General features: G+C 56.3%; 22 protein-coding genes, 1 tRNA gene and 1 CRISPR repeat array. Of the genes, 15 read left to right on the forward strand and 8 right to left on the reverse strand.

Translation table 11 applies throughout. The features are described 5' to 3' along the window. The first annotated feature begins 1 nt into the window (after window position 1). Genes cas7e through cas2e form a run of 5 tightly spaced genes read left to right on the forward strand, consistent with a single transcriptional unit; the run spans window position 2 to window position 3,837 of the window. Entirely contained in the window at window positions 2-1,117 is a 1,116-nt protein-coding gene (gene cas7e / locus HMPREF2854_RS03790; RefSeq protein WP_070619141.1) for a type I-E CRISPR-associated protein Cas7/Cse4/CasC, read from the forward strand. Next, complete coding sequence (cas5e, locus tag HMPREF2854_RS03795; RefSeq protein ID WP_070619144.1) at window positions 1,114-1,821, forward strand: type I-E CRISPR-associated protein Cas5/CasD; 708 nt, start codon at window positions 1,114-1,116, stop codon at window positions 1,819-1,821. Before cas7e ends, cas5e begins: the two co-directional genes overlap by 4 nt. A gap of 2 nt (window positions 1,822-1,823) precedes the next feature. Continuing rightward, a complete protein-coding gene (gene cas6e / locus HMPREF2854_RS03800) occupies window positions 1,824-2,495 on the forward strand; it encodes a type I-E CRISPR-associated protein Cas6/Cse3/CasE (protein WP_070619147.1) in 672 nt (223 codons plus the stop codon). A gap of 8 nt (window positions 2,496-2,503) precedes the next feature. Further along, entirely contained in the window at window positions 2,504-3,433 is a 930-nt protein-coding gene (gene cas1e / locus HMPREF2854_RS03805; RefSeq protein WP_070619150.1) for a type I-E CRISPR-associated endonuclease Cas1e, read from the forward strand. 20 nt (window positions 3,434-3,453) lie between these two features. Then, a complete protein-coding gene (gene cas2e / locus HMPREF2854_RS03810) occupies window positions 3,454-3,837 on the forward strand; it encodes a type I-E CRISPR-associated endoribonuclease Cas2e (RefSeq protein WP_261666647.1) in 384 nt (127 codons plus the stop codon). A 61-nt stretch (window positions 3,838-3,898) separates the two neighbouring features. Then, a CRISPR array of direct repeats spans window positions 3,899-7,834; the repeat unit is 29 nt; unit sequence ATGTTCCCCGCGCATGCGGGGATGACCCC. Window positions 7,835-7,914: 80 nt separating this feature from the next. On the opposite strand, the gene HMPREF2854_RS03815 is transcribed toward cas2e, so the two are convergent. Continuing rightward, on the reverse strand, window positions 7,915-8,175 hold the full coding sequence (locus HMPREF2854_RS03815; RefSeq protein WP_070619156.1) for a hypothetical protein: 261 nt from the start codon (window positions 8,173-8,175) through the stop codon (window positions 7,915-7,917). A gap of 417 nt (window positions 8,176-8,592) precedes the next feature. Here HMPREF2854_RS03815 and HMPREF2854_RS03820 point away from each other — a divergent pair, with 417 nt between their 5' ends. Next, window positions 8,593-8,811 carry a hypothetical protein gene (locus HMPREF2854_RS03820; protein WP_070619159.1) on the forward strand — a complete coding sequence of 73 codons (219 nt, stop codon included), beginning with the start codon at window positions 8,593-8,595 and terminating at the stop codon, window positions 8,809-8,811. 349 nt (window positions 8,812-9,160) lie between these two features. After that, window positions 9,161-10,678 (forward strand): MFS transporter, encoded by a 1,518-nt coding sequence (locus tag HMPREF2854_RS03825; protein ID WP_083309365.1) that lies wholly within the window; start codon window positions 9,161-9,163, stop codon window positions 10,676-10,678. Between the two features lie 77 nt (window positions 10,679-10,755). Here HMPREF2854_RS03825 and gluQRS read toward each other — a convergent pair whose 3' ends face one another. Together gluQRS and HMPREF2854_RS03835 are read right to left on the reverse strand one after the other, a co-directional pair. Beyond that, on the reverse strand, window positions 10,756-11,667 hold the full coding sequence (gene gluQRS / locus HMPREF2854_RS03830; RefSeq protein ID WP_070619162.1) for a tRNA glutamyl-Q(34) synthetase GluQRS: 912 nt from the start codon (window positions 11,665-11,667) through the stop codon (window positions 10,756-10,758). Window positions 11,668-11,706: 39 nt separating this feature from the next. After that, window positions 11,707-12,468 carry a hypothetical protein gene (locus tag HMPREF2854_RS03835; protein ID WP_070619165.1) on the reverse strand — a complete coding sequence of 254 codons (762 nt, stop codon included), beginning with the start codon at window positions 12,466-12,468 and terminating at the stop codon, window positions 11,707-11,709. Window positions 12,469-12,548: 80 nt separating this feature from the next. On the opposite strand from HMPREF2854_RS03835, the gene HMPREF2854_RS03840 reads away from it, so the two are divergent. The 5 genes from HMPREF2854_RS03840 to HMPREF2854_RS03860 all read left to right on the forward strand — a co-directional run bounded on the left by HMPREF2854_RS03840 (window position 12,549) and on the right by HMPREF2854_RS03860 (window position 16,101). Next, window positions 12,549-12,950, forward strand: a complete 402-nt coding sequence (locus HMPREF2854_RS03840) for a fluoride efflux transporter FluC (RefSeq protein ID WP_070619175.1) — start codon at window positions 12,549-12,551, stop codon at window positions 12,948-12,950. After that, complete coding sequence (locus HMPREF2854_RS03845; protein WP_070619178.1) at window positions 12,947-13,360, forward strand: fluoride efflux transporter FluC; 414 nt, start codon at window positions 12,947-12,949, stop codon at window positions 13,358-13,360. Before HMPREF2854_RS03840 ends, HMPREF2854_RS03845 begins: the two co-directional genes overlap by 4 nt. Window positions 13,361-13,473: 113 nt before the next feature. After that, on the forward strand, window positions 13,474-14,463 hold the full coding sequence (locus HMPREF2854_RS03850) for a methionine ABC transporter ATP-binding protein (protein ID WP_070619609.1): 990 nt from the start codon (window positions 13,474-13,476) through the stop codon (window positions 14,461-14,463). Then, the gene (locus HMPREF2854_RS03855) at window positions 14,460-15,164 is read left to right on the forward strand and encodes a methionine ABC transporter permease (RefSeq protein WP_070619181.1); all 705 of its coding nucleotides are present in this window, start codon (window positions 14,460-14,462) and stop codon (window positions 15,162-15,164) included. Before HMPREF2854_RS03850 ends, HMPREF2854_RS03855 begins: the two co-directional genes overlap by 4 nt. Window positions 15,165-15,264: 100 nt before the next feature. Further along, window positions 15,265-16,101 carry a MetQ/NlpA family ABC transporter substrate-binding protein gene (locus HMPREF2854_RS03860; protein ID WP_070619184.1) on the forward strand — a complete coding sequence of 279 codons (837 nt, stop codon included), beginning with the start codon at window positions 15,265-15,267 and terminating at the stop codon, window positions 16,099-16,101. A gap of 85 nt (window positions 16,102-16,186) precedes the next feature. Here the strand turns inward: HMPREF2854_RS03860 and upp are convergent, their stop codons facing one another. Continuing rightward, complete coding sequence (gene upp / locus HMPREF2854_RS03865; protein WP_034508711.1) at window positions 16,187-16,825, reverse strand: uracil phosphoribosyltransferase; 639 nt, start codon at window positions 16,823-16,825, stop codon at window positions 16,187-16,189. A gap of 81 nt (window positions 16,826-16,906) precedes the next feature. Here upp and tadA point away from each other — a divergent pair, with 81 nt between their 5' ends. The 3 genes from tadA to HMPREF2854_RS03880 all read left to right on the forward strand — a co-directional run bounded on the left by tadA (window position 16,907) and on the right by HMPREF2854_RS03880 (window position 20,427). Continuing rightward, window positions 16,907-17,545, forward strand: a complete 639-nt coding sequence (gene tadA / locus HMPREF2854_RS03870; protein ID WP_261666648.1) for a tRNA adenosine(34) deaminase TadA — start codon at window positions 16,907-16,909, stop codon at window positions 17,543-17,545. A 25-nt stretch (window positions 17,546-17,570) separates the two neighbouring features. Next, a tRNA-Ser gene (locus HMPREF2854_RS03875) sits at window positions 17,571-17,656 on the forward strand. Between the two features lie 410 nt (window positions 17,657-18,066). Beyond that, a complete protein-coding gene (locus HMPREF2854_RS03880; RefSeq protein WP_070619185.1) occupies window positions 18,067-20,427 on the forward strand; it encodes a glycogen/starch/alpha-glucan phosphorylase in 2,361 nt (786 codons plus the stop codon). Between the two features lie 86 nt (window positions 20,428-20,513). On the opposite strand, the gene HMPREF2854_RS03885 is transcribed toward HMPREF2854_RS03880, so the two are convergent. The 4 genes from HMPREF2854_RS03885 to HMPREF2854_RS03900 all read right to left on the reverse strand — a co-directional run bounded on the left by HMPREF2854_RS03885 (window position 20,514) and on the right by HMPREF2854_RS03900 (window position 24,107). Next, complete coding sequence (locus HMPREF2854_RS03885; RefSeq protein ID WP_070619187.1) at window positions 20,514-21,398, reverse strand: NAD(P)-dependent oxidoreductase; 885 nt, start codon at window positions 21,396-21,398, stop codon at window positions 20,514-20,516. Window positions 21,399-21,425: 27 nt separating this feature from the next. After that, window positions 21,426-22,859 carry a four-carbon acid sugar kinase family protein gene (locus tag HMPREF2854_RS03890; protein ID WP_070619189.1) on the reverse strand — a complete coding sequence of 478 codons (1,434 nt, stop codon included), beginning with the start codon at window positions 22,857-22,859 and terminating at the stop codon, window positions 21,426-21,428. A 204-nt stretch (window positions 22,860-23,063) separates the two neighbouring features. Continuing rightward, window positions 23,064-23,759, reverse strand: coding sequence for a FadR/GntR family transcriptional regulator (locus tag HMPREF2854_RS03895; protein ID WP_070619191.1), 696 nt, complete (start codon window positions 23,757-23,759; stop codon window positions 23,064-23,066). A gap of 156 nt (window positions 23,760-23,915) precedes the next feature. Continuing rightward, window positions 23,916-24,107, reverse strand: a complete 192-nt coding sequence (locus HMPREF2854_RS03900) for a PspC domain-containing protein (protein WP_070619194.1) — start codon at window positions 24,105-24,107, stop codon at window positions 23,916-23,918. Window positions 24,108-24,135: the final 28 nt, after the last annotated feature.

Here is a 24,135-nt window from a genome sequence, read left to right on the forward strand (position 1 = left end):
CATGTTTATTGACATTCACGTTATTCAACCGCTGCCTTCTTCCAATGTAAACCGTGATGAGACAGGAAGCCCAAAGACCGCGCTGTACGGCGGTGTTAGGCGCCACCGAGTTTCTTCGCAATCTTGGAAGAGAGCTACCCGGGAGACATTTGGAGCTTTCGTTTCGGATGAGTATTTGGGCACTCGCACTAAGCGTGCTCTTGAACTGGTGGCAAAAGAAATTGTTCAGCTGGACCCAGAGGCAGCTGAGCGGGCAACCGCGCTAGCCGAAGGCGTGTTCAAACAGCTTGGTATTGGTACGGAAGCCGTAACTAAGACTGACGGTGATGGTGAGGAGAAAGCTAAAGAGCTAAAGACGCTGTTCTTCCTCTCTAAAGCTCAGGTTCGGGCCCTTGCTAATCTTGCGTTAGAGAGCGAGGGCAAGCCGAAGAAGACTGAAGCTATGAAAGCTTTGCAGTCTGATAATGCTTTCGACATGGCCCTATTTGGACGTATGGTGGCTGATACGCCAGCTTTGAATATTGATGCTGCATGTCAAGTGGCTCACGCCATTTCCACTCATGCGGTTGAGACTGAGTTTGACTACTTCACAGCTGTTGATGACTACAAAGCGATGACTGATAAGACTGATGCGGGCGCCGGAATGATCGGAACCGTAGAGTTCGTATCTTCCTGTTTGTACCGTTACGCAACGATAAATGTTCGTCAGCTGGTTTCGAATTTGGAAAGTTCAGATGATGCACGCAACGCCGTGGAAGCTTTCCTTAAAGCATTTGTGAGTTCCATGCCTTCAGGCAAGGTGAACACGTTTGCTAACAACACGCTGCCGGCAGGTGTTTATGTGACTTTGCGTGAGGGGCCGATGTCTTTGGTAGGAGCGTTTGAGTCCGCAATTCGTTCCGATCGTGGTGACGGGTATGTGAAAAAGTCTGTCGATTCGCTGATTGACTATGCACAAACCATGTATGAAGCGTACGGCGATCCGAAGGACCAGTTTGTAATGGTTGCGGACAGGGCCGCTGGCTCGCTTACAAGGCTTACAGATAACAAGTTCTCGCTAGATTCGCTTGCGACGCAAGTGGCGGCTACCGCAATTCCGACAGGTGATGGCGAGTGACCACGCTTCTGATTCGAATTGCGGGACCTCTTCAATCGTGGGGTGATTCCTCGAGGTTTACGGTCCGTGGTACGAGGCGGGAGCCAACTAAGTCCGGAATTGTAGGGCTTTTGGCTGCCGCTCTGGGCCGGCCTCGCGATGCGTCTGTAGATGATCTAGCGCGCTTGAAAATGGCTGTGCGAACCGATCAGCCAGGCACATTGTTGGAGGATTTTCAAACGGCTGAAAATGACAGTGGGAGGAAGATGCCTTTGACGCGGCGACTTTATCTTGCTGATGCGGTGTTTACGGTTGCCCTCGAAGGGGACCGTGAGTTTTTAGAAACCATAAAGGATGCGTTAAACGCGCCGGTGTTTCCCTTGTTTTTGGGTAGGCGTTCTTGCCCTCCAACAACTCCCCTGGTTATTGGTATGTCTGACCTGGGGGTGAAGGATGCGCTGGAGCCGCCTAACCTGCCATGGCAGGCGAGTGACTGGTTTAAGAAGAGGCAACTTCGCGTTGGGTATAGTGCGGATCTGGTATTTGATGCAGATGCTGAGAATGATGCTGATCCAGCTTGCTTTGTTGAAACCGTGCGGGACGTTCCGGTTAGTTTTGACCGCACGTATCGAAAGTATGCTTGGCGAAGAGTTGCGCGAACCTCGGTGGTAATGCTTGAAGCAACCAAGCCGGTTCATGACCCGATCAGTGCATTGGAGGGATAGCTGTGTATCTCAGTAGATGTGAGTTGAACCCCAACAAGCGTGGCGCGCGGGAACTGCTTGGTAGCCCGCAACGCATGCACGCTGCTGTGCTTAGTTGTTTCCCTCGGTCGATGGCTGATGCTAACGGCCGCGTACTGTGGCGGGTAGATTACGATGACCGGGCTACCTACCTCTATGTGGTTTCTGAAATGAAACCGGACCTGGCGGTCATTCAAGAACAGGCGGGCTGGCCCGAGACTCCTACGGCAGTGAGTAGAGATTATTCACCGCTTGTTGAGAATCTGGCTAAGGGGCAGCAGTTTCATTTCCGTCTGACTGCGAATCCTGTGAAACAGGAGTTTGTGAGGGGTGGGAGAGGCAAACGGGTTGGACACAAGACTCCTGAACATCAAATACGTTGGTTGTTGGAGAGGGCGTCTCAGCATGGCTTCAAAGTTGTGCCACAAGCTCTTCCTGATGGGTCAGAAGCTCCGGCTGTTGACGTAACCAGAAGTCAGCAGGTCTCCTTCTTGAAGGCAGCGGATAGTCGCCGGAGGGTGTCGCTGCGCGTTGTCACGTATGAGGGTGTTCTAGAAGTGGTCGATCCGGATCTATTACGTATGACGCTTGTTGAAGGAATTGGGCGGGCTAAAGCATATGGATGTGGGTTGATGACTTTGAGTCCTGTTAGGTAGGAAATGTAATGAGTTCACGTCCCCCGCTCGAACGTGTCGCATTACCGCGTGTAACTGATCGTCTTTCATTTTTGTATGTGGAGAGGTGTGTTATCCACCGCGATCAAAACTCTTTAACTATACGAGACGAGAAAGGCACGGTTCGCTTGCCGGCAGCAAGCATTACAACCTTGCTGTTGGGGCCTGGCACTAGTGTTAGTCATCAGGCGGTTTCGTTGGTAGCGGAGTGCGGTGTCACATGCGTTTGGGTGGGGGAGAACTCTGTGCGCTATTACGCGCACGGTAGATCGTTGGCGCAGTCTACGGCTCTATTACAAGAGCAGGCGAGAAAAGTTTCAAACGAGAGGCTTCGTCTTGAGGTTGCGCGATCAATGTACAGCATGCGTTTTGCAGGAGAGGATGTCTCTGCGTTAAGTATGCGTTCACTGCGGGGGCGTGAGGGCGCACGCATGCGGGAAGTTTATAAGCAGAACTCGGTGCGGACGGGCGTGCCTTGGACTCGAAGGGCTTACGATCCTAATCGGTTTAGTGATAGTGATCCTGTTAATCAGGCACTTTCGGTTGCAAATTACTCTCTTTATGGCGTGATACACGCGGTTATAGTGTCATTGGGCTGCTCTGCTGGTCTTGGTTTTGTGCATGTGGGGCATGACAGGTCTTTCGTTTACGACATCGCGGATTTATATAAGGCGGAGACTTCGATTCCTATTGCGTTTGATGTTGCTCGTGACTATCCGGATGATTGCGTTGTAATGGCGAGGAAGAAGATGCGGGACAGCATATTTGAGAAGAAGATCATTGAACGCGCTGTTCGTGATGTGAAGATTCTTTTAGAGGGCGAGACTGTGACGGCTGAGCAGTTGGAAGCGAACGTAGTTTCGTTGTGGGACTTGAAGCAAAGTTCTGTGGCTGCTGGTACGAACTACGCTGATTTCTAGGGCTTGTCATGATGGTTCTGGTGACAACCGCGGTGTCAACGGGTTTGCGTGGCGAGTTGACGAGGTGGTTGCTTGAAGTGTCGCCAGGAGTTTTTGTAGGAACAGTGTCTTCACGAGTTCGAGATCAGATTTGGGAGTTTACTTGCGAGAATATTGGTAGCGGCAGGGCCACCTTGATCTTTCCTCAAAGGAATGAGCAGCGTTTAGGGATTAAGACGATTGGTGATGCTTGGGAAGCTACTGACTTTGATGGCATGACTCTCATTCGTAGGCCTGACCTGTCGAGCAAGGAAGTTATGGGCGAAGTGACGGATCGTGCGAAGGTGCGCGAGGCTTCGGGATGGTCGATTGCGGGGCGCAGACGTTACTATAAAAACTCGATCGAGCGTCGGCAACGTAAATAAAGTTGGTCAGAAACACGGTTATGATTTAATTAATTCCTTAGGAAATCAACGATTCCTAAGTATGTTCCCCGCGCATGCGGGGATGACCCCTGCTACCCACGTAAAGAAAGCGAGTAACCATGATGTTCCCCGCGCATGCGGGGATGACCCCGGCTCCACCCCGTCAGGCAGTGATTGCGGGGGATGTTCCCCGCGCATGCGGGGATGACCCCTGTGCCAGCTATTTCCCGATGAGTTCCCCGACATGTTCCCCGCGCATGCGGGGATGACCCCGCAATATTTTCCAACTGTTGCGCCTGCTGGGCCATGTTCCCCGCGCATGCGGGGATGACCCCTCGTCGCTCGCCGCTTACACGGTATTGCCTGAATGTTCCCCGCGCATGCGGGGATGACCCCGCCAGAGCAGAAGCAAGCGGGTATTAAACCGAATGTTCCCCGCGCATGCGGGGATGACCCTGCGAGACCTCGACGGCGTCACCGTCCTCACCGATGTTCCCCGCGCATGCGGGGATGACCCCATTTGTAGAGGGCATCCTCTACGGCCTGGGTGATGTTCCCCGCGCATGCGGGGATGACCCCATCAGCGGTATCCAGTCCACCAAGAAAGACAGATGTTCCCCGCGCATGCGGGGATGACCCCGAAGACTTCCTCAACAAGGACCTGAAAGGAGGATGTTCCCCGCGCATGCGGGGATGACCCTCATACAAGTCTTTACCGGCATTCTTAGCGGCGATGTTCCCCGCGCATGCGGGGATGACCCCAGCGAAAAGTACTACATGCCGGCTGCTGGATAATGTTCCCCGCGCATGCGGGGATGACCCCTGCTCGATGAGCATTATCTCGAGAAAGACGCGATGTTCCCCGCGCATGCGGGGATGACCCCGCCCTATCGGCGGCTTCTAGCTCCGTGTTGGTATGTTCCCCGCGCATGCGGGGATGACCCCCCCAAACCCAGACAGTGAAGCCAGATAGGAAGATGTTCCCCGCGCATGCGGGGATGACCCCCTCCACCACGTCACCCACCCGAAATATTTCGCATGTTCCCCGCGCATGCGGGGATGACCCCACGGGGTTTTGAACCATGCCAATATGAGCATCATGTTCCCCGCGCATGCGGGGATGACCCACAAGCTGAAAGTTAATGATATTGGCGTTTTGAATGTTCCCCGCGCATGCGGGGATGACCCCAGCTGTGGACAACTCGCTTGGCGCGTCGTCCAATGTTCCCCGCGCATGCGGGGATGACCCCGTGACCGCGCCAACAATGAACGTGACTAAATAATGTTCCCCGCGCATGCGGGGATGACCCCTAGTGGCCGGCGAATTCAACGACATGCTGCGCATGTTCCCCGCGCATGCGGGGATGACCCCGCATAATCGTCATCTGCCCACCCGCGCTAATCATGTTCCCCGCGCATGCGGGGATGACCCCAAGCCATGCAACAGGCTCCAGCCCCGCAGGCATGTTCCCCGCGCATGCGGGGATGACCCGCTACGAACACAATCAACTATGCGCTACTGCTGATGTTCCCCGCGCATGCGGGGATGACCCCAAAGCAATCCACAACCGACTGATCCTCAAGCTATGTTCCCCGCGCATGCGGGGATGACCCCGGCATCTACCGCATGGAAGCGCTAGGTGCTAGATGTTCCCCGCGCATGCGGGGATGACCCCACACTCATACGCGCCCGTTTCCTCGTCCACCGATGTTCCCCGCGCATGCGGGGATGACCCCTGGCGTGCTTCTAGCCATTGAGCATCAGCTGGATGTTCCCCGCGCATGCGGGGATGACCCCCCACCGTGGAAGACCTCACCAACCAGCTAAAACATGTTCCCCGCGCATGCGGGGATGACCCCGCCGCGCCCACAACGTTAGCCCGGTAAGTCTGATGTTCCCCGCGCATGCGGGGATGACCCCGCTGATAAGACGCGGTACGCGTTTACAGCCACATGTTCCCCGCGCATGCGGGGATGACCCCATCCCCGGTGATGTTGTGGACGCTATTAGGGAATGTTCCCCGCGCATGCGGGGATGACCCCGTAGTCGTCATCAAAGCGGTTTCGGGTTCGCGATGTTCCCCGCGCATGCGGGGATGACCCCGTCAAGCACAAACCCGCCGCGCTTGTTGTTCCATGTTCCCCGCGCATGCGGGGATGACCCCTCGTGGGATTCGCCGGGCTCGTAAAGCTCATCATGTTCCCCGCGCATGCGGGGATGACCCCGAACACGCACCCAATAACGATCGGGTTTGAAGATGTTCCCCGCGCATGCGGGGATGACCCCGCTGCGCCCGCCTATGGTCACGGTGATAGTCAATGTTCCCCGCGCATGCGGGGATGACCCCGGGCATTTTCACATTGATTGCCGCGCCACGACATGTTCCCCGCGCATGCGGGGATGACCCCCCGTTCTGGGTGAGGATTTTCGCCAACTGGCCATGTTCCCCGCGCATGCGGGGATGACCCCGAATTTGGGGCGGGCGGGCGCGTCTTTGAAGGATGTTCCCCGCGCATGCGGGGATGACCCTGGTCATCTGGACATGGCTCGAGCAGGTGGAAGATGTTCCCCGCGCATGCGGGGATGACCCCGAAGCGAACGCCCAAGGTTTCTCGGTTTCATAATGTTCCCCGCGCATGCGGGGATGACCCCCTTGCTGGTTGAAGTGTTGCCTAACACGATCAATGTTCCCCGCGCATGCGGGGATGACCCCCGGCGACGACACGCACGCCGTAGCCGTCCTAAATGTTCCCCGCGCATGCGGGGATGACCCCACGCCTTTAGCAGCGTTAAACGCGGGATTGTTATGTTCCCCGCGCATGCGGGGATGACCCTGGGAGGCTAGGCGCGGCGGCGTTGGTAAAGTGATGTTCCCCGCGCATGCGGGGATGACCCCCCGGCGCTAGAGCTTACGCACGAGGTTTACAAATGTTCCCCGCGCATGCGGGGATGACCCTCCGGTGACGTCGCGGCGGCCGGTGCGTCGAAGATGTTCCCCGCGCATGCGGGGATGACCCCGAAGGTCACGTTACTAGCCACACAGCCCGGCCATGTTCCCCGCGCATGCGGGGATGACCCCATGGCGACGGTGATCATTATGAGCCGATCTTCATGTTCCCCGCGCATGCGGGGATGACCCCTTGCCAAAAGTGGCGAGCAGCCCGCGCAAGCAATGTTCCCCGCGCATGCGGGGATGACCCCATCAAGCACGAAGCCCCCGCGCCTGTTATTCCATGTTCCCCGCGCATGCGGGGATGACCCCGGGGCGATGCTCACCATGCTCGACCGGCTAGGATGTTCCCCGCGCATGCGGGGATGACCCCGGGGCGATGCTCACCATGCTCGACCGGCTAGGATGTTCCCCGCGCATGCGGGGATGACCCTAAAGCCACGGTGGGCGAACTTAGCGGCATGAGATGTTCCCCGCGCATGCGGGGATGACCCCCGGACTTGATAGGCACCGAGGATGATTATTTCATGTTCCCCGCGCCTGCGGGGATGACCCCAACGGAGTAATAACCCTATGAAACCTATCCGAAATCCTCCCCGCGCCTGCGGGGATGACCCCAATAATGCAGGATGAGACACTAGCCACGCCAAATCCTCCCCGCGCCTGCGGGGATGACCCCTGGGTGATCAAAAAAATGAGACGGAACCCTGTATCCTCCCCGCGCCTGCGGGGATGACCCCGGGCCGGTTTGGCGCGTTAGCCTATCGACTCCATCCTCCCCGCGCCTGCGGGGATGACCCTGATTCTGGCGGCGCATGCGATAGAGAATGTTGATCCTCCCCGCGCCTGCGGGGATGACCCCGAGGGCAACCCGTTCCCTTTTGTTGCGGCCATATGTTCCCCGCGCATGCGGGGATGACCCGTACTGCTACGACAATCGCGGCAAAACCGGATCATCCTCCCCGCGCCTGCGGGGATGACCCACGAGCAAAGCAAGCTAAGAAAGCTAAGCGCACCATCCTCCCCGCGCATGCGGGGAACTGTCCCCCGGAAGAAAACTGGATAAATCAGTCCAACTCATGGGGAGTAGTTCAATGGTCAGGAAATTTCAGAAAAATGGCAACGATTATTCGTCCGGGAGCATCGCCATAACTACATGGAAAAGCGGTTCGTGAGGGGAAGACGACACAGGGTGCACTTCCCCTTGAGAATCAACCAGAATACACGTTAGACCTCCCATAACGGGAACATCTGAGCCGGTATCCAAGTCGAAGAGCTCATACTCGCCGTCAGTATACGTTTGTTCAAGGAGCACGCTTTCAGGTGGGTAGATCCCGTTGTCGATTTCCTTATCAAGCCATTTTTGTGCAGCGTCGCGACGTGACATGCTTTTCCTCCCTGGTTCCAGTGCGGATACCGCTTCTAGAATGTCGTGCGTTAGTGCTTTATTGTCAAGGCGCGCATAACTCAGGCCTACTTCTTTTGGCCTCGCTCAAGAATTGGTTCACGGGTATTTTCTTGCCTACCTGGCCGTCCGAAACGCCCCCGCACATACAGGGTTATCTCACACGCGGCCAGCAAAGACTAGAATGCTATGTGTGTTCCCTGCGTTTGCGGGGATGACCCCATTTTTTCAATTTCTGGTTCAAACACGTACCACTTCTCCCCGCGCCTGCGGGGTTTACCTTACCGCCAGCCAAGCGACTAGCGGGTTTCAAAAATAATGTCCGTACCCTCTGCTTAGATAAAAATGATCTCGCCACAGGCGGGGCGTACTAAAACAACCTACTAAGGAGAGCCCAAAATGAGCCGTCCTGATCCCGAAGAGCTTCGCCCCCTGACGCTCCACGAAAGGTGGGCGCTAGATACCGGCGGCACAGTAACCGGAAAAGGCAAGATACCCAAAGAGATACGTGAGGACATTAAGAAATACGAGGCCGAAGACGCCAAGCGAGCCAAGGAAGCCGCCAAAATCAGTGCGGTCCCCAGCCCTGAGGAAGGCTCGGCACCTGAGCAACAATAGCTAGGGGCCTAGGGGCGCGCCGCTACCCATGAAAGACCCGAAAGGGTGGGAGGCGCGTTGACGCACGCCTCCCGACCGGGTCAGGATCATGACACTCAACCTGACTCGGCCAGCGCCGCGTTGCTAGCTTCACGCGGCACATACTCAAAAAGTTCCACGCCAGGCACCAACAACTACCCCAAACGCGAGGCCCCGTTCCGCGCGCCCGTGATCGCTTGTGAGCCCGCGATCGAGCACACAATCAGAGCCTTTACAACGAGTGTTTGTACAACGGCTGTCTTATGCATCTACTCGGGCGGATGCTTATATTTAACAATGTTCACGGATTTAGGAAGGCAGGAGGAAATCGGTGGCTGACAGTTTCACCCCGGGTGACTCATTTGACGGAGAAATCCGCGTACCCGGCGTAGACCGCGTCTTCAAACCACGCAAGATCCTCGCAGTCCTCCTCATCCCCCTAGCCATGTCACTAATCGCAGTGTCATCAGTCAACGTAGCCCTCGCCACCATCGGCGTAGGCCTGAACGCCACCGACTCCGACCTCCAATGGGTGCTCTCCGGCTACGCCCTCGCCATCGGCATCGTGCTAGTACCAGCCGGGCGACTCGGCGACCTCATCGGACGCGGCACCCTCTTCCAAATCGGCCTCATCACCTTCGTAGTCGGCTCCATCCTCTCCGGACTCGCACCAGACCCCACCTTCCTCAACATCGCACGCATCATCCAAGGCATCGGCGGCGGCCTCTTCTCGCCCCAAGTCATGGGCATCATCCAACAAACCTTCAAAGGCCAAGCCCGCGCCAAAGCCTTCGGACTCTTCGGCATGACCGTAGCCGTCGCCGTGTCAATCGGCCCCGTCCTCGCCGGCGCCCTCATCACCCTAATCGGCGAGGAAAACGGCTGGCGCTACACCTTCTTCATCAACGTCCCCTTCGGCATCATCGGATTCATCCTCGCCCTCTACTGGCTTCCCTTCGCCAACGAACGCAGACGTGCCGCTGCCCGGCGCGAACGCCGCCAAGCCAAGAAAAACGGGCAAATCCTCCCCGCCAGGCAGCGGCAAAAAATCGACCTCGACCCCATCGGCATCATCCTGCTCGTCACCGCCGTGCTCGGCATCATGTACCCATTCACCGTGCGGCCACTCCGCTGGCAGCTCGCCCTCATATTCGCGCTTGCCGTCGCCCTCCTATACGCCTGGTGGCAATGGGAAGCCCACTACACCAAACGAGGCAACTACCCCCTCGTCAACCTTGACCTACTAAAAATCCCATCATTCTCCATGGGCACTATCGTTGCCGGCGCCTACTTCCTTGGCTCCACCACCACCTACACCATCATCGCGATGTACCTCCAAATAGGGCTCGGCGCCTCCGCCATGGTTGCAGGCACCATCGCGCTACCCAGCTCGTTCTTCTCCGCAGTAGCCGCCCGCTGGGCATCAAACCGCGCCCTCAAAGCCGGCCGCAAAGTCGTGCAAATCTCCCTCATCCTCATGATCGTAGGGTCACTACTCACCGCCGTTTCCGTCGCCCTCATCGCCAGTCACGACATCAACCTGTGGTGGATGGCCGCGCCCCTATCCCTCTTCGGCTTCGGTCAAGGCGCATTCGGAGCCGTCAACCAAACCCTCGCCCTCCAAGACGTCCCCATCCAACACGGCGGCACCGCCGGCGGCGTCAAACAAACCGTAGAACGTATCGCCACCGCCATCGGCAACGCCATCATGACAGCCATCTACTTCGCCACGGCTCCAATGTACGGCTTCCACAATGCCGTCCTCATCGCCTTCATCGCGATCATCACCGCGCAACTCTTCGCCCTGCTAGTCGGCTACCTAGACCTACGCCGCGCCCGTAAGACATAACAACCATTCACGAGGAGGTCACCAACCCCTCAATCACGCGCCTCCCCACTGGTTAACGCGGGCCGGCGCCCGCCCCCTCAACTATTAGCCGGGCCAGCCGCAGGAGAGAACACCCAAGGAGTGCGCACCATCTTGCGCTGATCAAACACGTCCAGGAACTGCTCCGCCGACCTCGCCTCAAACCCCAGCGACCCCGCGATCTTGCCCACCACGTCCGCAACAGTCCAACCCAAATCCAAGAACTCGCGCAACGTAACCGCACCATCACGCTTAGCCAGCCGGTCACCCGCCTCATTAATCACAAGAGGCACGTGCGCATAACGGGGCTGCTCGAGCCCCAAAGCGTGTGCAATATAAGCCTGCGCGGGCGCCGACGACAGCAAATCATCAGCCCGCACCACCTGATCCACACCCTGAAACGCATCATCCACAACCACCACCAGGTTGTACGCCAAGGTGCCATCACCGCGCTGCAACACCACGCAATCAATCGGCTCCGTCACCGTGCCAAACAAGTCATCCTCAACCGACCACACATCAACCGTCGGATTCAACCGCAAAGCAGGCCGCCGGCCCACACTCGCCAGCTCCGCCCTGCGCTGCTCACGTTCTGCCGGCGACAAATCGCGACAAGTTCCCGGATACGACCCCAGCCGCACATGCGGAGCGCTCGCCGCCTCCTTAATATCCCTACGCGAGCAGTAACACTCAAACAACAAGCCCGCTTCGCGTAGCTGCGCAATCGCAGCCTCATGCGCCGGCCTGCGAGTGCTCTGGAACAGCACGTCGCCATCCCAATCAATGCCCAGCGTCGCTAAATCCTCAATCTGGCGCTGCGCCGCGCCCGGTTTCACCCGGTCAATATCCTCCACGCGAAGCACAAAATCGCGGCCCGACTGCCGCGCCCACGCCCAAGCCAACAAAGCCGTGCGCAGATTCCCAATGTGCATATCACCCGACGGACTCGGCGCAAACCTACCAGCAGCCACGCGGCCTCCCCTCCACACGCTCAATGCGTAAAAACAAGCCTACCGCCGCAAAAACCATGACAGCGAAATCATGCCCGCACCCAAAATGCCAACCAGAACCGCATACAACGACACTCCGCCCACCACAAACGAGGCCACCGACAACGCTGCAAACCCCAGGCCAGCCACCAGCAGAATCCGCGCATTCGGGCGCGCATTATCCGGGCTCTTCAACACAAACTCAGCCGCCACCTGCCACGGGTCACCAAATGCTTCCTGCAACGGCAATCCAGCCTCATTTGCGCTCGCGGTTGTAGCCTCCACTGCTTGCCTCACAGCCACATCCGGCCATGAATAATACCGAGACAACAGGGCCGAAAGCTGCGTCCGCCACGCTTGGTCACCGCGCGGAGCACTAGGCCAGCGCGCATTAGATGCTCGAAACGCCATCACCGTTGAAGCCACCCCCAGCAACGCTAAAAGAGGGCGCGGCAAACCAACCGTCACCACATCCAAACGTGAAACTTCAGCAAACGCGCGCACGAACACAACCGTTGCCACCAGCCAACCCAACACCACCAGCACCGCATTGGAATCACGGCCAAATGCCCACTCTCGATGCGCCACGGGAGCCGCGAACAGCGCCATCGCCACCACCGACGCAAACATCAAATAACCCGGCTTCGCCACCGCGTCAGCCGTCAGCGACCCGGTTGAAAACACCGCCAAGAAGAAAGTGAAAAATGCCAGTGCTGCCCAAATTGTCTTCGGATTTGACCACAGCCCAGAACGCGTCTCGCCGGGCAACTCGCAACAAGACATGGCCGTGAACCTCCCCAAAATCCCGTCTACCACTAAGAGTAGACTGGCTGGCGGCACCACTCACAGCAAGTAGAGAGATTATGTACGAGATAAAACCAGGCCTCCTCGTGTTCCTTGGCGCAGCGCTGGGAACCCTCTCGCGTGCCCTCATCGACACCCTCATTGCAAGCACCTTCGCAGGCATCAACGTGTCCACCGTTTTTGTAAATGTGCTTGGCGCATTCCTCATGGGCGGCCTAATCACCACGTGGAGCGTTCGACGTGGCATGCACCCCCTGTGGGACCGCATAAAAATTTTTGCCGGCACCGGCTTTCTTGGAGCCTTCACCACATACTCCGCCTTCGCCCTCGCTATTGCGCGCGGCACTAACCTTGCCCTTGCGCTAGGCGCGGGCGCCCTCACCATCCTTGCCGGCATTGCGGGCGCATGGCTTGGAACTCGACTTGCGAAACACCTCGCAGCCAAAGGAGTGCAAGCATGACCTGGCTCTACCTATCCCTTGCCGGCGGCCTTGGCGCCTACGCGCGCTACCGCACCGACCTCGCCCTCCAAAACCTGCTCAAACGACGTGGCCTCATTCCCGTCAAACCCGACGCCGGCCTGATTCGTCGCACTGCCCTGGCATGGCCCATCATCACCATCAACATCATCGGGTCCTTCCTCGCCGGTCTTCTCGTTGGACACCTCAGCGCCGAAACCTGGCTGATCATCGGCACCGGACTGATGGGAGGCTGGACCACTTTCTCTACCGCAATGGTTGACGTGCTCAACATCCTTACCCTGCCCGAGGCGCGAAAAACGAGCATCGCATCCGGCATGATCACCGCAACATTTGGTCTACTCGCCAGCGTCGCTAGCGCCCTCCTTGGCCTTGCAATCAGCGGGATGTGAGGTAAACCTCGCGCCAAAAGGTGGACACGAAGAAGGGATTTGCGGCAACTCGTTCTAGAATCGTAGACATCCTCAAGAACGTCGGACATGAAGGAGGGGACATGAGCCAGCCAATGATCAAGCTCGAAAACCTCTCCAAAACTTATGTCCTGCGCGGCGGAAATGAAGTGCGCGCCCTTAACGACGCAAACCTGACTGTAAATGCGGGAGAAATTCACGGCATCGTTGGCCAGTCCGGAGCGGGCAAATCAACTCTTATCCGTTGCCTTACCGGACTTGAACAGCCCACCGATGGCTCCGTATACCTGGATGGCACAGATCTATCCGGCCTTGGCCACTCAGCCCTTCGTAAAGCACGCCGCAAGATTGGTATGGTCTTCCAATCCGCTAACCTAATGGACTCGCGCACCGCCCTTGAAAACATTGCATACCCGCTCAAAATTGCGGGGGTGTCCAAAAAAGAGCGTCTTGAGCGAGCAACAGAACTACTCAAAGTTGTCGGTCTTGAGAATCGCGCCGGCTCCTACCCCTCCCAACTTTCGGGTGGACAGCAACAGCGCGTAGGAATTGCACGCGCCCTCGCCACCAAACCAGCCGTGCTGTTGTGTGACGAGCCCACCTCCGCCCTAGACTCTGAAACCACTCGCCAAATTCTGGCGTTGCTACAACAAATCAGGGACGAAGTTGGTGTAACCATCGTTATCATCACGCACGAAATGGGTGTTGTGCGTGAAATTTGTGATTCCGCAACCATGCTTGAACACGGGCAGATCCTCGAGTCTGGTCCCGTCCACGAGATCGTTGCAAACCCAAAATCGAAACTTGCGCGTGAACTCGTCCCCATGCCGTCTATTGACGAAACCGATAAGGACGCCAACTCGACGATTCTTGACGTCATGTTCACGTCAACCCCCGGCGTCCCAACCGGAGCCACTGTCCTTGCCATGGCATCACGAATGGGTGGCGACGTAGCGGCAGGAACATTTGAAACCCTGTCCAACGTCCAAGTAGGACGCCTTGCTTTAACCGTGCCCACCATGCACTTAAAGCAAATCATGGAAACTTTGGAACAGAACGATGTAGCAGTGGAGGTGCGATCATGAGCGTAGCAACAGCGCTAGTCGCTCTCGCTGCTGACGGTCAGTGGCTAGATAACCCCGCCATTAAAGAGGCGTTCTGGCCGTCCGTATGGCAAACACTAGGCATGACCGCATGGGCAACCGTGATCACCGTAGTGATTGGAACCCCGCTCGGCCTCTTCCTGGTATCTACAGCCCGCGGTGGCCTCACCCCAAACCGGGTAGCAAACCAAATACTCGGATTCATCGTTAACGTTGGCAGGTCAATCCCATTCATCATCCTGCTAATTGCAGTTCTTCCATTTACTCGCTTCGTTGTAGGCACCACCCTCGGCTGGAAGGCCGCGGTGGTACCGCTCAGCGTTGGCGCAATCCCCTTCTTTGCCCGCCTCGTAGAAACGAACGTTCGCGGCGTAAGCGCAGGCAAGATCGAAGCCGCCCACATGATGGGTGCCAGCAGGTGGGAAATCATGTTTGGCGTACAGGTACGCGAAGCCCTACCTGCCCTCATTGACTCCGTAACAGTTCTTACAGTCACCCTCATCGGCTATTCCGCAATCGCGGGCGTGCTCGGTGGCGGCGGCCTCGGCCAACTCGCAATGAACTACGGATACAACCGATTCCAAGGAGACGTCATGTTAGTTTCCGTGGTGGGAATCGTAATCATCGTTCAAATAGTCCAAGTTGTTGGAGACATGCTGAGCCGGCTGGTGGATCACCGCTGAGCTCTCCACCAGCCGGGATAGCAATCCTGGACTTCCCGGGCAACACGTTTGCCAGCACTCCAACAAATTTCAAACTTGAACACAGAAAGACTTGATTACAATGCGTAAGACCCGTGTATTTGCCGCAGCAGCAGCTGCCCTAGCTCTAACCCTCGCAGGATGCTCCTCTTCCGGAGGAGAAACCAGCACTGAAAGCCAGGCAGCTTCCGAACAGGGTGTCACCACCCTCACGGTTGGAGCTTCCCCCGCGCCTCACGCGCGCATCCTGAAGTTCGTTAAGGATGAGCTCGCTGCTGACGCTGGCATTGATCTCAACATTGTTGAATACACCGACTATGTCATCCCTAACCAGGCGCTAAAGTCCGGTGATATCGATGCTAACTTCTACCAGACCGTGCCTTACCTCGAGGGTCAGAAGAAGGAACTGGGAGTTGACTTCTCGCACGGCGAAGGCATCCACTTGGAGCCCCTCGCGATCTACTCCGACAAGATTGAGAAGCTAGACGACCTCAAGGATGGCGCAAAGATCGGCATTATCAACGACACTGCGAACCAGGGCCGTGCCCTCGATCTGCTCGCAGTCGCTGGCATCGTGAAGGTTCCCGAAGGTGAAGACGCAACGATCTTCAACGTCGAGAAGCTAAAGAACGTTGAGTTCGTCGAGGTTGAAGGCCCGCAGCTAGTGCGCTCCCTCCCGGACGTAGACATCGCGGTTATCAATGGTAACTACGCCGAGGAGGGTGGTCTGTCCTCCGCAAAGGACGCTCTCCTCGTAGAGAATCCCGAAGGTTCCCCGGCCGTCAACGTCCTCGTATGGCGCTCCGAAGATGACAATAACGAGGCCATCAAGACTCTTGACAAGCTCCTGCACTCGCCAGAAGTTGCACAGTTCATCAAGGATACTTGGACCGACGGCTCCGTTATCCCCGCGTTCTAATAACGCGAGAGAAACTGACTGAATAGGTAGAAGTTGAGCCCGGATCGTTTGATCCGGGCTCAACTTCTATCACAACAAGAAACGATTAGTCCAAAACTCCGTACAGGCGATCGCCCGCATCACCCAAACCGGGAACAATGTAAGCGTTCTCGTTCAAGCACTCATCCACAGATGCGGTTACGATCTGTACATTAGCGCGGTCGCCAACAGCCTCCTCAACCGTCTTCAAGCCTTCTGGAGCGGCCAGCAGACACAGGCACGTCACATCGCGTGCACCGTGGTCAAGCAAGTAGTTGATTGCCGCAACCATGGTGTGGCCGGTAGCCAACATCGGATCCAAAATGAAGCACTGGCGTCCCGACAGGTCATCGGGCAAACGATTCGCGTAAGTCTCAACCTCAAGCGTCTCGTGGTCACGCCTCATGCCGAGGAAGCCAACCTCAGCGGTTGGAAGCATCCGCGTCATGCCCTCCAGCATGCCCAAACCGGCACGCAAAATCGGCACAACCAGCGGACGCGGACCAGTGATCTGCTTACCAACAGTCTTAGTAACCGGAGTCGTAATTTCGACGTCCTCAACCAGGACGTCGCGAGTGCCTTCATAGGCAAGAAGCGTAACGAGTTCGTCAGCAAGAAGACGGAACGTCGCAGACGGCGTCCTCTCGTCACGCAAAACAGTCAATTTGTGAGCAATGAGGGGGTGTTCAGCAACATGTAAACGCATGCTTATACCGTACCTTGACCAGGTACGAGGAAGTTAATCTTTGCGGCATGGTTTGAAAATAATTCGCTAAAATCAAGCATTATGGCTGATCATTCATTTCCGAGTCGAGTAGAGATACACGGTACCCAAAACCTCAAAGCACACCTTGAGCAAGCCGAAAAACAAGCCGCGGCCAAGGCTCGGCTGGTCAAGCAAGAGGCGCGAGCCGAGGCTCCGAATGCACGTGGGGAGCGCAGGAATCCGCCCGCGCCCTCGGAAATGAAATCCATCTACGAAAACGCTATGAGCCGCGCCCTCTACCTGGCTGATCGCGCGCGAGCCGCGGGCGACGTGCCCGTTGGGGCCGTTGTGATCGACGAATGGGGAACGATCCTGGGGGAGGGGTGGAACACCCGAGAAGCGGAATCCGATCCTGCTGGTCACGCCGAAATCAGTGCGCTACGTGATGCCGCGAAACTACGCGGCACGTGGAGGTTAGATGACCTCACCCTTGTTGTCACTCTTGAGCCGTGCACAATGTGTGCCGGAGCAATAGTGAACGCGCGCGTAAAACGCTTAGTGATGGGAGCGTGGGATCCAAAAGCAGGGGCCGCAGGGTCAATTCGAGATGTGGTTCGCGACTCGCGTCTCAACCATCAGGTGGAGGTAATTCCCGAGATTTTGCGCACGGAATGCGAAATTCAACTCCGCGGGTTTTTCTCAACGCGCCGCACCATGTAGTATGAGGGCCGGATGAAAGTCCAAAGGTAGCGTGTCCGAGCGGCCGAAGGTGCAGCACTCGAAATGCTGTGTGGTTAATAGCCACCGTGGGTTCAAATCCCACCGCTACCGCTGAATAAAATCTCGCGACGTGTGTTCTGCATATGCCGCGAGATTTTTGTTATGACGCCCCGCCCCGCCCCTCTGATCTGGTGTGGGTGCGCTACTTGTCAGACGTGAATCCGGATTGATCTTTTCTGCCCCCGCGATCTTGTTGTTTCAAACTTGTTTTTGGACAGGAGATGACGCGAACCCTGCGCTATTACAACCGCACAGCCGTTAGATACAGCGCAAAAAAGGAGCCGACAATCCGGGCCCATGTAGTGAATGATTGCTTTGGCTGGTGTTCTTGAGCACAAAACGGGGATTTATTGCATTGGTGAATTCGAGCAATGGGCGCCATCTCGATAAACTAGCGACGATGTTCAAGCTCGCTTGACTGAAATGGTTTGGCGAGTCTGTTCACTTTGGAAGGATAACGAATGACCGACTTTACGACGGCATCCGCTGGAGCGGTTCGCGCCGTCTCTGGACGGCCCCCGGCAGTTTCAACTCCGATGGAGTTCTGGCAAGGACTATCCGCATCAGTGGTAGACCAGATTGCTGACAACTGGTACGCAACCAAGGAGCTCTACCGCAAGGGAAGGCGTCAGCACTACTTCTCCGCTGAGTTCCTCATGGGCCGAGCCCTCCTTAACAACCTCCTCAACCTTGGCCTGGTAGATCAGGCCGAAGAGGCTGCAAAAGCATTTGGTCAAGATCTGTCACAGATCCTCGAAGAGGAACCCGACGCTGCCCTCGGAAATGGTGGCCTTGGACGTCTAGCAGCATGCTTCCTGGATTCTTGCGCAACTCAGGACCTCCCCGCAGTTGGTTACGGCATCCTGTACCGCTACGGGCTTTTCAAGCAAGAGTTCCGCAGTGGTTTCCAGACCGAGCACCCCGACTCCTGGATGGAAGAGGGATACCCTCTGGTTATTCGCCATGAGGAAGAAATGCGTATCGTTGACTACGCCGACCTCAAGGTAAGGGCTGTTCCATACGATATGCCGATCACCGGCTATGGCACGGAGAACGTTGGCACGCTCCGCCTGTGGAAGGCCGAGCCGATGGAAGAGTTCGACTACGACGCCTTCAACTCGCAGCGCTTCACCGACGCTATCGTGGACCGCGAGCGCACGCACGACATTTCTCGCGTGCTCTACCCGAATGACACCACTTATGAAGGCAAGGTGCTGCGCGTACGCCAGCAGTACTTCTTCGTTTCTGCTTCTTTGCAGGAAATCGTTGAGAACCACCTGGAAGTGCACGGCACGTTTGAGAACTTTGCACAGTGCAACTGCGTGCAGCTGAACGATACGCACCCGGTGCTCGCTATTCCAGAGCTCATGCGCCTGCTGATGGATGAGCATGGCCTCGGCTGGGTCGAAGCTTGGAAGATTGTTTCGAAGACATTCGCTTACACCAACCACACGGTCCTCGCTGAAGCGTTGGAGACCTGGGAGATCTCGATTTTTGATCGCCTATTCCCACGCATCATGGAGATCGTATGGGAAATCGATCGCCGTTTCCGTGTGGAGATGAAGGAACTCGGCCTCGATGACGGTCGAATCAACTACATGGCTCCCGTATCCAACGGTGTTGTACACATGGCGTGGATTGCGTGCTACGCGTCCTACTCCATTAACGGTGTTGCGGCCCTCCACACGGAGATCATTAAGCGTGAAACGCTGGGCGAATGGCACGACATTTGGCCTGAGAAGTTCAACAACAAGACCAACGGTGTAACGCCGCGTCGCTGGCTGAACCAGTGCAACCCGCGCCTAGCCGCCCTCCTCACTGAAGTGACTGGCGGAGACGAGTGGGTGCGTGACCTCGATGTGCTGAAGAAGTACGTGGACGCCGGCAATGACGAAATCTATGACCGTCTGAACGAAATTAAGCACGCAAATAAGGTTGATTTCGCGAAGTGGATCAAGAACCGTCAGGGTATCGACATTGATCCGGATGCTATTTTTGACGTTCAGATCAAGCGCCTCCACGAGTACAAGCGTCAGTTGCTCAACATCATGTACGTGCTTGACCTGTACTTCCGTCTAAAGGATGACCCGAAGGCAGATATTCCGCCGCGCGTATTCATTTTTGGTGCTAAGGCAGCTCCCGGCTATGTGCGTGCCAAGGCGATTATCAAGTTGATCAACGAAGTTGGCCGCCTGGTCAACAACGATCCTGAAGTTTCTAAGGTTCTGAAGGTCGTATTCGTGGAGAACTACAACGTTTCGCCAGCCGAGAAGATCATCCCGGCAGCGGATGTTTCTGAGCAGATTTCTACCGCGGGTAAGGAGGCGTCCGGCACCTCGAACATGAAGTTCATGATGAACGGCGCTCTGACCCTAGGCACGCTCGACGGTGCAAATGTGGAGATCGTGGATTCGGTTGGCTACGACAACGCTTACATCTTTGGTGCGCGTGAAGAGGAACTCCCCGAGCTTCGTCGCACTTACGACCCGCGCCACCAGTACGAGAGCGTTCCGGGCTTGCGCCGCGTCCTCGACGCGTTCACCGACGGCACTCTAGACGACGGTGGTACCGGAATGTTCCACGACCTGCGCTGGTCCCTCCTCAACACGAACGGCTACGAGCCGGCCGACATGTACTACCTGCTCGGCGACTTTGAGGACTACCGCAAGGTGCGCGACCAAATGGCTGCGGACTACGCGGACCGCAAGAAGTGGGCGGCAATGACTTGGAAGAACATCACCGAGTCCGGACGCTTCTCTTCTGACCGCACCATCCGTGACTACGCGAACGAAGTGTGGAAGATCGAACCAACCAAGATCTAACACGCGAAAATAGTTTGGGTCCTCAACCTGAAGGTTGAGGACCCAAACTATTTAGATTCCAACGAAGAAGCATTCGGTCTAACGTGTTAAGCCTGCGGTGCCACCACGCGGATTACAGACGAATCATCTTTTGCGGCCATGCCCTGAGCAACCCCGATGAGGTATTCCTGCTGCGCGGCTGCCGCCACCGGAACGGCCAAACCAACTGATTTAGCGGCATCCGTGACGATTCCCATATCCTTCACAAAAATGTCGAGGCGCGATTTAACTTCGACGTCCTCTTCTTCGTACGCCCGCAACATACGCTCGCCGCGGTCCCCGAGCATAAACGATGCTGCCGCGCCTGACATGAGAGCATGGAGTGCCTGGGGGACGTCAAGCTCAAGCTTTCGCGCTAGTGCGAGTGCCTCGCCAGCCGCTGCGATATGAACGCCGCAGAGTAGCTGGTTTACAGTCTTCATGGCCTGTCCCTTGCCGGCCGTGTCGCCAACTTTAACGAGAGTTCCGGCCATTTCCTCAAGTACAGGTAGTGCCCTCTCGTATACCTCGGGAACCGCACCGACAACTACCAGAAGGTCTCCCTCACCTGCGCGCACGGGGCCGCCTGACACGGGGGCATCGACCAAACCGATACCCTTTTGTGAAAGAGGTTCCTGGGCATTAGAGGCGACGTCGACACCGACAGTTGAAGTCAAGATGATGGTAGCTCCCTCGTTGAGCACCGCTACGACGCCGTCCTCGCCGTAAAGAGCGTTGTCAAGCTGCGCCTGGTTACGTACAGCCAGTACAACGAAATCTGCGCCGTTGGCCGCCTCGCGCGCCGACGAAAACGTAGCTATACCGGCATCTGCAGCAAGTGAGGTTCGCTCTGCAACGGGGTCGAAACCGGTAACCGCAAACTTTTTGTTCAGGTTAGTGGCGATGGGCAGGCCCATAGCGCCAAGTCCCAAAACAGCGATTTTCTTAGACATTTTTGATCTCCTTTGATCCTTAGAAGATTAGTTTGAAAGTTTTTCTACGACGGCGGCCAGTGAAGTTTCGTTGCCCACATTGCCTGCGAAAACAATGTAAGGAATGCCGCGAGCAGGCTCGTTCTGTCCGCTCCAAAGTGAAACAATTCCGGGAAGCATGGGGCCGATAACGGTTGCGCGCCTAATGCCCAATCCCTTCGAAGCCACGTCAGATGAAGTGATTCCACCTTTAGCAATCACGAATCGAGGAGTGGTGCGTCCAACGATTCCTCGCACGACGTCGACAACCGCTGCTGATACCCGTCGGGAGATTTCAAGTGATGAAGCACCATCGTTACCTCGCACCAGTTTGCGCGATGTTCGAACAACAACGTGGCCGTTATCAAGACCCGAAATCGCACTGTTTATAACATCGGCGATATGCGAATCTCTGGCGTTGTCATCAAGAATTTTTTGAACATCGATCTCATACTCTTCCAGTTCAACGTTGTCGCGCAAATAGTTCAACTGACGAGTGGTTAGATCTACGTGGCTTCCGATAACGATCAGCCCGCCTGGCACAGTGCTTCGTCCCTGTCGGGATTCTTCCACCTCTTTTGTTGTAAGCGGGGATTTAGGATCTTGTCCGATGCGGGCCCTGACAAATGGGGGGCCAACTCGGTATAGAAAAGTTGAGCCGGCAGCTTCTGCCTGATTCAGCGCAAGCGAAAGGAGCCGCAGGTCATCTTCAGTGACAGAATCGCAAATGATCGGCTGCCTGTTTTTAGCGGCACGCAACTTTTCGACGACAGCGTCAAGATCGGTTCGAAGTGTCGTTAAGTCGATTGCAATGACGTCGCTGGCCTTTGTAGCACCGCCTGTTTTTTCTTCAATCCACGCGGCCAACGCCGAGGAACTGAAACCGAACGTTGCGTCTTTGGCGAACTCGGTTTCACCCACAGGCGTGAAACCATCAGCCTCAGACCCCGCATAGTGGATCCCGTCTATCGTGATCCTGCCAGCATCTGCAAACGCGGGAAGAACTACGATGCCATCAACGTCGCGCCCCGTCTGCTCTTTCATCGCGTCGGCTAGAGTGTTCGGCTCAAGCGGGAAATGACCGCGTAGCGTTGAATCAGATCTGGATACAAAACTGATTTCCAGACCATCGTGTTTTTTGATCGCCTTGTAAGCGGACTCGACTACCTCGCGATTTATCTGCTTCGCATCTTCGGGGGAGAGGGAACGGGAGTTTGTCATCACGTAGATAGCTGGTTTTCCCGTGCTGAATCCCCATTCGAGGTCTTCGGGCTCCCAGGACGTTAGTACAGGCAAGTCGGATACGGACTGTGTACCGGTAGGGTCATCATCGAGCACCACAAGGATGGGCGGCGAGGTCCGAGCGTTTTCATCACGCACTCGTTGCGCGTCGACGTTCACGGCCGGCGGATGTGCCGCAGTTAGTTCAGCTAGCGTCTTCATGCAACAACTCCTTTGTTGAAACTCTAGAGACCTTAGACGTCAGAGGTCTAAGACAATTTAAGAATAGGTTTACCCGGTTGAGGTGTCAAGGTTTCAACGAATGAAGCTTCAACGGTGCAGGGCAAAGGGATAAATCGCTATCCGACCGCAGCGTGCGCTAAAGCATCAGGCGGGCGTGAATGAGTGTTTTGAGCCTCTAACGAGTTAATCCGACAGGTGTGTCTCAATGTCAGAACTCGTCTGAGTCATGTGAGCTCGCATCGCATCCTTCGCCCTTTGCGCATCGGATTGTTCGATGGCCTCCAAAATCTCAAAATGGTGATGCCTAGCCCGCTTGCGAATCTGAGGAACAGAGGTTGTGAGAAGTCGAGAATCATGGAGAGCAGTAGAAAGCGGGGTCATGATCGAAGCTAGGAAAGGGTTTTTAGAGGCGCTTAAGATGGCTTGATGGAACTCGAGGTCGGCGCGAGTAGCCGCCTCTATGTCGCCCTGCTCGCTGGCGGCATCATATTCATCTAGTTTTTGTCGCAAGTGCTCTATATCGGCATCAACGCGGCGTTCTGCAGCTAAACCGCATGCGCCAACCTCTAGCATTCGACGAACTTCCGAAAGGTACATTCCCAGCTCTTTTGGAGACGACGTTTGCGAGATCCACCAAATAATCGAACTGAGGTCCGTCCACTCGGCCGGGTCAACTACAAACGTTCCACGGCCGTGCACCACGTTTACTACACCACGCTCAGTAAGTGTTCGCACAGCCTCCCGCATCGTTGGACGCGCAACTTGCAACCACTCCGCAAGCTCAATCTCAGGAGGGAGGGCCTCACCAACTTTGAACTTCTTTGAAACGATTGCGTCAAGAATCATCGTTGTCGCTCGTTGGACGCGGTCGCTAGGCATGAATATTTACCTCAGTGAAGAATGGATTATTGCCCAATTAAACAACGAAATGAACCGAGATATCTAGTCTTAGCCAGAACGCGCATCAACCGATCGTAAAACAGGGGGTGGGACTTCGGAAGAGCCCCACCCCCTTGCAAGTGAAACAAATAGAGATCAGTACGCAGGTTCAAGCGGGACGATCGCCCACAAAATCAGATATACAAGCAGGCCCGAACCCATGCCGAGAATTAGCAGTAGCGCAACAATTCGTACAAGAGTGGGATCCCAGTTGTAAGTCCTAGCAAGGCCACCGCACACGCCACCGATGTAGCGGTCCGTGCGCGAACGGTAAAGACGTGGTGCCATGATTTCCTCCAACCACTAGGTTTTTCGT

This window comes from Actinomyces sp. HMSC075B09 (assembly GCF_001812395.1).
Lineage (GTDB): Bacteria > Actinomycetota > Actinomycetes > Actinomycetales > Actinomycetaceae > Gleimia > Gleimia europaea.